The sequence below is a fragment of the Saccharopolyspora sp. 6M genome, assembly GCF_020176775.1.
Lineage (GTDB): Bacteria > Actinomycetota > Actinomycetes > Mycobacteriales > Pseudonocardiaceae > Saccharopolyspora_C > Saccharopolyspora_C gregorii.
In genome coordinates, this window is record NZ_JAIUJZ010000224.1 from 1 (window position 1) to 1,775 (window position 1,775).

General features: G+C 75.7%; 2 protein-coding genes. One reads left to right on the forward strand and one right to left on the reverse strand.

The window, feature by feature from the left end; genetic code table 11:
* Positions 1–1,002, forward strand: a 1,002-nt coding sequence (locus LCD31_RS24925) for an SGNH/GDSL hydrolase family protein (RefSeq protein ID WP_308015865.1), incomplete at its 5' end; no start/stop codon positions are given.
* An 82-nt stretch (positions 1,003–1,084) separates the two neighbouring features.
* On the opposite strand, the gene LCD31_RS24930 is transcribed toward LCD31_RS24925, so the two are convergent.
* Positions 1,085–1,510 carry a peptidase inhibitor family I36 protein gene (locus LCD31_RS24930; protein ID WP_224961893.1) on the reverse strand — a complete coding sequence of 142 codons (426 nt, stop codon included), beginning with the start codon at positions 1,508–1,510 and terminating at the stop codon, positions 1,085–1,087.
* Positions 1,511–1,775 lie beyond the last annotated feature (265 nt).

The window sequence follows — 1,775 nt, forward strand, 5'->3', positions numbered from 1 at the left end:
CGCCCCCTCCCGGAGGTCTCCGTGGACATCCCTCCCGCCGGTCCCGGCCGCCGACGACGCCTCGACCGGACCGCCGCGCACCCCCGCCGGGCGCTCCGCCGGGGCGCGGCCGCCGCCCTCGTGGCCTGCGCGCTGGCACCGGTGCCCGCGCACGCCGCCGACGCGCTCACCGCGGCACCGCCCGCCGCGACGTCTACCGCCGCGGCACCGATCCACTACGTGGCGCTCGGCGACTCCGCCGCCGCCGGCCCGCTGATCCCCGGACCGGACCCGAACCTCGCGTGCCTGCGCTCCACCCGGAACTACCCGCGGGTCGTCGCCGACGCGCTCGGCGCGGAGCTCACCGACGCGACCTGCTCCGGCGCCGAGATCGAGGACTTCACCGGCCGCCAGCACGGTTTCCTCCCCCCGCAGTTCGACGCGCTGAGCACCACCACCGACCTGGTCACCCTCACCATCGGCGGCAACGACGTGGACCTGGTCGGTGCCGCGGTCAGCTGCCTGAACGCGCTGCCGGAACCCATCGGGCGGTCCTGCGCGGAGAAGTACACGGCGCACGGCGACGAACTCGCCACCCGCGTCGACGGCATCTCCGGCGACCTCGACGCGGCGCTGGAGGGCATCGCGGCCCGCGCGCCGCACGCGAAGGTCGTGGTCGCGGGCTACGGCACCTACGTCCGGCCCGGCGGGTGCTACCCGAAGGAACCGATCTGGGGCCGGGACGCCGACTACATCCAGTCCAACGTGGACAGGTTGAGCGACCTGCTGCGCGAGCGGGCGGTCGCGCACGGTGCCGAGTTCGTCGACATCGGAGCGGTCAGCGAGGGACACGACGTGTGCGCCGCACCGCAGGACAAGTACCTGGAGGGCGTGCTGCCGACCTCGGTGGCCGCGCCGCTGCACCCGAACGCCCGCGGCATGGCGGCCTTCGGCCGCGCCATCGCCGACGCGGTGCGGGACGGCGCCGGGAGCGCGGCCGCCGAGGTGCGCGGCGACGCCTGACCGGGTCCCGGGCCGCCCCGGGGGGGGGGGGGGGGGGGGGGGGGGGGGGGGGGGGGGGGGCGCGCCCCCCCCCCACGCCGGATCAGCGTGACCAGATCTTGATCGCTCGCGGCACGTAGTCGGACCGCGGCGCGTGCGAACCGGACGGGTAGGTGGCGAAGTCCGCGTGCGTGTCGCAGTCCGGGTCCTGGTACACCGTGACGGGTTTCCCGGTCTGGTTGGCGAAGGACTTCACCTCGGGCTCGGCCGGGAGTGCGACGCACTCCTCCACGGCGGTCGCGCGCAGTTCGGCGCGGTGTGGTTCGCCCTGGAGTTCGACGTGCGGGTAGGCGCAGAACGCGCCGTCCTGGCAGGGCACCGGTGTCGCGGGACCCGCGTTCGCGGCTCCGCCGAGCCCGCCCAGCGCGATGCCCAGCGCCAGCAACGGGATCAGCGCGGAGCGCCCTCTGGTCCACAGTGGACGAGTTCGGCGACGCGGGTCCGAGATCGTGGTGGCGGCAGCGGACATGCTGGATCTCCTTTCACAGCAAGGGGAATTCGGAAGAGGTGTCCTGTCGGCCCAAGACGTGGCCCGGACTAGATCCAGATTCCCGAAACCGTGGTGCGAGCGCCAGCACTTCAGCTGGATACACCCCGACCGAGTGGATTTCCGGTCTGGCGCCGCGCAGTGGCGGCGGCAGACCGGCGCACCCCGGTCAGCCCCGCGGCCCGCGCCCCCCCCCCCCGGGGCCCCCCCCCGCCCCCCCCCCCCCCGCGCGCGCGCCCCCCCCCCC

Bases quoted from the DNA above. Each gene is read 5' to 3' on its own strand.
- LCD31_RS24930 (WP_224961893.1), bottom strand. From the start codon at position 1,510: ATGTCCGCTGCCGCCACCACGATCTCGGACCCGCGTCGCCGAACTCGT.